This window comes from Klebsiella sp. 28 (assembly GCF_018223905.1).
In the GTDB taxonomy this organism is placed as follows: Bacteria; Pseudomonadota; Gammaproteobacteria; order Enterobacterales; family Enterobacteriaceae; genus Klebsiella; species Klebsiella pneumoniae.
In genome coordinates this window covers 1-6,866 of record NZ_JAGRQY010000182.1, presented here as the reverse complement: position 1 = coordinate 6,866, position 6,866 = coordinate 1, and the positions used below count along the sequence as shown (strand labels likewise).

At 54.9% G+C, this 6,866-nt stretch carries 5 protein-coding genes and 1 pseudogene; 3 read left to right on the top strand and 3 right to left on the bottom strand.

Annotated features, from left to right (window positions below; genetic code table 11):
* The 3 genes and pseudogenes from KHQ28_RS24760 to KHQ28_RS24750 form a co-directional block, all read left to right on the top strand.
* A pseudogene (locus KHQ28_RS24760) lies at window positions 1-145 on the top strand (dimethyl sulfoxide reductase subunit B); the annotation flags it as partial.
* A 1-nt stretch (window position 146) separates the two neighbouring features.
* A complete protein-coding gene (locus tag KHQ28_RS24755; protein WP_032419140.1) occupies window positions 147-1,010 on the top strand; it encodes a dimethyl sulfoxide reductase anchor subunit family protein in 864 nt (287 codons plus the stop codon).
* A gap of 274 nt (window positions 1,011-1,284) precedes the next feature.
* On the top strand, window positions 1,285-2,433 hold the full coding sequence (locus KHQ28_RS24750) for an MFS transporter (RefSeq protein ID WP_004179169.1): 1,149 nt from the start codon (window positions 1,285-1,287) through the stop codon (window positions 2,431-2,433).
* 162 nt (window positions 2,434-2,595) lie between these two features.
* Here the strand turns inward: KHQ28_RS24750 and pflA are convergent, their stop codons facing one another.
* The 3 genes from pflA to focA form a co-directional block, all read right to left on the bottom strand.
* Complete coding sequence (gene pflA, locus KHQ28_RS24745; protein WP_002898145.1) at window positions 2,596-3,336, bottom strand: pyruvate formate lyase 1-activating protein; 741 nt, start codon at window positions 3,334-3,336, stop codon at window positions 2,596-2,598.
* Between the two features lie 191 nt (window positions 3,337-3,527).
* Entirely contained in the window at window positions 3,528-5,810 is a 2,283-nt protein-coding gene (pflB, locus tag KHQ28_RS24740) for a formate C-acetyltransferase (protein WP_002898148.1), read from the bottom strand.
* A 51-nt stretch (window positions 5,811-5,861) separates the two neighbouring features.
* On the bottom strand, window positions 5,862-6,719 hold the full coding sequence (gene focA, locus KHQ28_RS24735) for a formate transporter FocA (RefSeq protein WP_002898150.1): 858 nt from the start codon (window positions 6,717-6,719) through the stop codon (window positions 5,862-5,864).
* Between the last annotated feature and the right edge of the window lie 147 nt (window positions 6,720-6,866).

Sequence of the window (6,866 nt, the reverse complement as noted above, 5' to 3'; positions counted from 1 at the left end):
GCGCGCTAAGCACGGCCAGCTGGCCGCGGTAGCGCCGCTGCCGTCGGCGCACTTTACCCGGCCGAGTATCGTTATCAAACCTAACGCCAATGCCCGGCCGTGTGGCGATACCACCGGTTACCTGGCGAACCCGAAGGAGGTGTGAGATGGGAAACGGATGGCATGAATGGCCGCTGATGGTCTTTACGGTCTTCGGCCAGTGCGTCGTAGGCGGCTTTATTGTTCTGGCGCTGGCGCTGATGACAGGCAAGCTTTCCCGTGAGCAGGAGCAGCGCGTGGTGGGCAGCATGTTCGGACTGTGGGTATTGATGGGGATCGGGTTTATTGCCTCGACGATGCACCTTGGCTCGCCGCTGCGGGCCTTTAATTCGCTGAATCGCGTGGGAGCCTCGTCGCTGAGTAATGAAATAGCCAGCGGGGCGATCTTCTTCGCCGTCGGCGGAATTGGCTGGCTGCTGGCCATGTGCAAAAAGCTGCCTGCCGGCCTGCGGAGCCTGTGGCTGGTGGTGACCATGGTGCTGGGCGTGATTTTCGTGTGGATGATGGTGCGGGTATACAACACCATCGACACGGTGCCGACCTGGTACACCGTTTGGACGCCGCTGAGCTTCTTCCTGACGCTGTTTATCGGCGGTCCACTGCTGGGCTACCTGCTGCTGCGCGTCGCAGGCGTCGATGGTTGGGCGCTGCGCCTGCTGCCGGTGGTTAGTTTGCTGGCGCTGCTGGTCAGTATTATGGTGGTCGTGATGCAGGGAAGTGAACTTGCCACCATCCGCAGCTCAGTTCAGCAGGCCTCCGCCCTGGTGCCGGATTACGGGTTGCTTATGGCCTGGCGCGTGGTGCTGCTGGCGCTGGCCCTGGCCTGCTGGTGCGTGCCGCAGATTCGCGGCCGCAAACCGGCGGTCTCGCTGCTCGGCCTGGCCTTTGTTCTGATACTGGCGGGAGAGATGATCGGCCGCGGCATATTCTATGGCCTGCATATGACCGTTGGGATGGCTGTCGCCAGTTAACCACCTCCATCATGCCGGTGCCTAACCACCGGCATGATGAAAACGTGCTGTCGATAGATGAAATTTTTCAACTGAAATTAACTTCGGCATTTATTAATAAACCAGCAAAAACAATAGCGTATTATCTGTTGTCTCACCTTTTTCCATCCTCTGGATAAAAAACTTCTATCGTAGCCGACAAAACCGCGTCACGCCTGATTTCAGGTGGATTGACAATGTTTTTAGCAGTGGCATGATGCGCTCGCGATCTGAACATTCCTCACGGTTTTTACCCATGACCATCTACACCCGGCCAGTGCAAATGCTGCTCTGTGGCCTGCTTTTATTGACCCTGGCGATAGCGGTGCTGAATACGCTCGTCCCGCTCTGGCTCGCCCATGAAAACATGCCAACCTGGCAGGTCGGCATGGTGGGGTCATCCTATTTTACCGGCAACCTGGCCGGTACGTTGCTGGCCGGCTGGGTGATCAAGCGCCTGGGGTTTAACCGTAGCTATTATCTCGCATCGTTAATTTTCGCCGTCGGCTGCGTAGGGCTGGGGATCACCGTTGGCTTCTGGACATGGCTGAGCTGGCGTTTTATCGCCGGCGTAGGTTGCGCGATGATCTGGGTGGTGGTGGAAAGCGCGCTGGTTTGCAGCGGCACTTCCCGCAACCGTGGTCGTCTGCTGGCGGCCTACATGATGGTCTATTACGTCGGTACCGTACTGGGCCAGCTGATGGTCAGTAAATTACCCACCGATTTAATGAGCGTCCTGCCGTGGGTGACCGGCCTGGCGCTGGCGGCGATCCTGCCGTTGCTGTTTACCCGCATTATGGGGCAGGCAGAAGAGCCGCATGAAACGGTACGTATCTGGCCGATGCTGAAGCTGCGCCAGGCGCGCCACGGGGTCAATGGCTGTATTATTTCGGGGATTGTCCTCGGCTCGCTGTATGGCCTGATGCCGCTGTGGCTGAACCATCAGGGCGTCAGCGACTCCGGCATCGGCTTCTGGATGGCGGTGATGGTGAGTGCGGGGATCCTCGGCCAGTGGCCGGTAGGGCGCCTGGCAGACCGCTACGGTCGCCTGCTGGTGCTGCGGGTACAGGTCTTTGTGGTCATTCTGGGATGTCTGGCGATGCTTAGTCAGGCGGCAATGGCCCCGGCGCTGTTTGTGCTTGGGGCATCTGGTTTCACGCTGTATCCGGTGGCGATGGCCTGGGCCTGTGAAAAAGTCGAGCACCATCAACTGGTGGCGATGAATCAGGCGCTGCTGATGAGCTATACCATCGGCAGCCTGCTGGGCCCGACCCTGACGGCGATGCTGATGCAGAACTTCTCAGACAACCTGCTGTTTATCATGATCGCCAGCGTGTCGTTTATCTATCTGCTGACCCTGCTGCGCAAAGCCGGGCATCATCCGACGCCGGTGGCGCACGCCTGACCCTGCAACGCGCAGCGCATGCTGCGCGTCATCTGCTGCAATCGCATAGGCTTTCTGCCGCAGAGAGGACAAGTCGTTTTTCATGAGAATGAAACGGCGGGGCGGACACAGCTTCCCACGCCGTTGCAGGCCGGCATAAGCGCATCACCGGCCCGGGCGGGATTAGTACATTACTTTGTGACCATACTGCTCAAGGATGCCTTTTACCCGCTCCATGGTCTCTTTCTTCGGCGGATGGACGCCGTCCAGCTTGTACTCTTCGCCCATCGCTACCCATTTGTGTTTACCCAGCTCATGGTAGGGCAGCAGCTCGATTTTTTCGACATTGCCCATATCGCGGGTAAATTCGCCCAGGCGGTGCGCGGAATCATCATCGTCTGACCAGCCGGGAACCACCACGTAGCGGATCCAGACATTGATATTCTTCTTCGCCAGATACTGGGCGAATTCCAGCGTACGATGGTTAGAAACGCCCACCAGATTCTGGTGAATCTCATCGTTCATCTGCTTGAGATCCAGCATCACCAGGTCTGTTACCTCCAGCAGCTCGTCGATAACCGGATCGTAGCGACGTACGAAGCCGTTGGTATCCAGGCAGGTGTGGATGCCTTCTTTCTTACACGCGCGGAACCAGTCGCGAACAAACTCCGCCTGCAGGATCGCCTCACCGCCCGAGGCGGTGACGCCGCCGCCGGAAGCATTCATAAAGTGACGATAGGTCACCACCTCTTTCATTAATTCTTCAACGGTGATTTCTTTGCCGCCGTGGGTATCCCAGGTGTCACGGTTATGGCAGTACAGGCAGCGCATCAGGCAGCCCTGGAAAAAAGTAATAAAGCGGATGCCCGGGCCATCAACGGTACCACAGGATTCAAAGGAGTGAATGCGACCAATAACTGACATTGCGGTGTTTTCTCCAGATGTGGCCCATCCGGGGCCGTGTTGGTGCGCAGCTCAGCGGCTGCGTCGAGTCTGTTTTGACAGGTACCCAAAGTATAGATAACTGGCAAAGCAGGCTGGGGCGGGGAATGCTTGTTAAAAAGGCCCCACTGATGTGGGGCCTTTATTGTACGCCTTTTCAGTCAGACAGGGAATTACATGGTCTGAGTGAAGGTACGGGTAATAACATCCTGCTGCTGTTCTTTGGTCAGGGAGTTAAAACGTACGGCGTAGCCAGATACACGGATGGTCAGCTGCGGATATTTTTCCGGGTTTTCCATCGCGTCGAGCAGCATTTCGCGGTTCATGACGTTCACGTTCAGGTGCTGACCACCTTCGATGGACGCTTCGTGATGGAAGTAACCATCCATCAGGCCCGCCAGGTTGGTCTTACGAACTTCGTCGTCTTTACCCAGCGCGTTCGGCACGATAGAGAAGGTATAAGAGATACCATCTTTCGCGTAAGCAAACGGCAGTTTAGCGACGGAGGTCAGAGAGGCTACTGCGCCTTTCTGGTCACGGCCGTGCATCGGGTTAGCACCTGGACCGAACGGCGCGCCAGCGCGACGACCGTCTGGGGTATTACCGGTTTTCTTACCGTACACCACGTTAGAGGTGATGGTCAGAACAGACTGAGTCGGGATAGCGTTGCGGTAGGTGTGCAGTTTCTGAATTTTCTTCATGAAACGTTCAACCAGGTCAACGGCCATGTCATCGACGCGAGGGTCGTTGTTACCAAACTGCGGGTATTCGCCTTCGATTTCGAAGTCGATAGCCAGACCGTCTTCGTCACGAATCGGTTTAACTTTCGCATATTTGATAGCAGACAGGGAGTCAGCAGCAACGGACAGACCAGCGATACCACACGCCATGGTGCGGATAACGTCACGGTCGTGCAGCGCCATCAGAGAGGCTTCGTAGCTGTACTTGTCGTGCATGTAGTGGATGATGTTCAGCGCGGTGACGTACTGTTTAGCCAGCCAGTCCATGAAGTGATCCATGCGATCCATTACTTCGTCGAAGTTCAGGACGTCGCCTTTGATCGGTTCAGATTTCGGACCAACCTGCATTTTCAGTTTTTCATCCACGCCGCCGTTGATAGCGTACAGCATGGTTTTCGCGAGGTTAGCGCGAGCGCCGAAGAACTGCATTTGCTTACCAACAACCATCGGGCTTACGCAGCATGCGATAGCGTAGTCGTCGTTGTTGAAGTCCGGACGCATCAGGTCATCGTTCTCATACTGCAGAGAAGAGGTATCGATGGACACTTTAGCGGCGAATTTCTTGAAGCTCAGCGGCAGTTTTTCAGACCACAGGATAGTAATGTTCGGCTCCGGAGACGGCCCCATGGTGTACAGGGTGTTCAGGAAGCGGAAGCTGTTTTTGGTCACCAGAGTACGGCCGTCAACGCCCATACCGCCGATGGATTCCGTTGCCCAAATCGGGTCGCCGGAGAACAGTTCATCATATTCCGGGGTACGCAGGAAGCGAACCATACGCAGTTTCATGACCAGGTGGTCAACCATTTCCTGCGCGTCTTGCTCGGTGATTTTACCCGCCTGCAGGTCACGCTCGATGTAGATATCCAGGAAGCTGGAGGTACGACCGAAGGACATTGCCGCGCCGTTCTGAGATTTCACGGCAGCCAGGTAACCGAAGTAGGTCCACTGAATCGCTTCCTGAGCGGTGGTCGCCGGACCGGAGATGTCATAGCCATATTTAGCGGCCATCTCTTTGATCTGGCCCAGTGCGCGGTGTTGTTCAGCGATTTCTTCACGCAGACGGATGGTCGCTTCCAGGTCTTCGCCGCTTTCCAGTTTCGCTTGCAGAGAGTTGAACTGGGCGAATTTGTCTTTCATCAGGAAGTCGATACCGTACAGCGCAACGCGACGGTAGTCACCGATGATACGACCACGACCGTAAGCATCCGGCAGACCCGTCAGCACGCCGGATTTACGGCAGCGCAGGATGTCCGGGGTATAGACGTCGAAAACGCCCTGGTTGTGAGTTTTACGGTACTCTGTGAAGATTTTTTTCAGCATCGGGTCCAGCTCGCGATTATACGCTTTGCAGGAACCTTCAACCATTTTGATACCACCGAACGGGATGATCGCACGTTTCAGCGGCGCTTCGGTCTGCAGACCAACGATTTTTTCCAGACCTTTCTCGATATAGCCCGCGTCGTGAGAGGTGATGGTGGAAGCCAGGGCAGTGTCAAAATCAACAGGCGCGTGAGTGCGGTTTTCCTGTTTTACACCTTCCATTACGGTGTCCCACAGCTTGGTGGTCGCTTCAGTCGCGCCAGCCAGGAAGGATTCGTCGCCTTCATATGGGGTGTAGTTTTTCTGAATAAAGTCACGGACGTTGACTTCATTCTGCCAGTCACCTTTCGCAAAACCTTCCCAGGCTGTGGCTAACTTTTCATTAAGCTCGGACATGTAACACCTACCTTCTTAAGTGGATTTTTTATTTACTGCCTGAAACAACCCTTAGTGATGGTCGTTGCCACGCAGGTAAATGACCCAGTATGTCAACCCGACCAGCAGACCCCCGCCGATAATGTTCCCGATAGTTACCGGAATCAGGTTATCAGTGATGAAGTTCATAACGGTCAAGTGAGAGAAACTTTCCGGAGTCGAACCGATGGCGGTCCAGAATTCCGGGCTTGCAAAGTTGCGGATTACGATACCCATCGGGATCATAAACATGTTGGCGATGCTGTGCTCAAAGCCGCTGGCAACGAACATCGCTACCGGCAGGACCATGATCATCGCTTTATCCATCAGGCTACGACCGGAATAGCTCATCCATACGGCGAGACAAACCATCAGGTTAGCGAGGATACCCAGGCTCACGGCCTCCACAAAAGTATGGTGCATTTTGTGGTCGGCGGTCTGCAGAACGTTTAGCCCCCAGCCGCCGTTGGCAGTCATATATTCGCCTGATAACCACATCAGCAGCACAAACAGCAGCGCGCCCACCAGGTTACCAAAATAGACGTTGAGCCAGTTTTTTGCCAGTTGCCCCCAGGTAATTCGACCGCTGGCTTTGGCCACCACGATCAGTACCGTAGAGGTAAAGAGGTCAGCGCCGCAGATAACGCACAGAATCAGACCCAGAGAAAAACAGATCCCACCGATAAGTTTGGCAATCCCATAAGGCATCGCGGCAGTGCCGGTGGTCGCGGTGATATAGAATACGAAAGCGATGGAGATGAAAACGCCAGCGGTGATCGCCAGATAAAACGTCTTCATCGGATGCTTCGTTGCTTTATAGACACCTGCTTCTTCGGCGACTTTCGCCATCGCGGCAGGGAGCAAAAGATCAAAAGGGTTGTCAGCTTTCACACTAACTCTCTCTTTATATAAGTTGGCGGTGAGATACTAACAAAGCATTATAGAAGGGAAATTGATATAGATCATATCTCACCGGAACTATATGCCTTTTTAGTGTGTGGTTTTTATTGAAATTATCCGTAAGCTCATGAAATACAT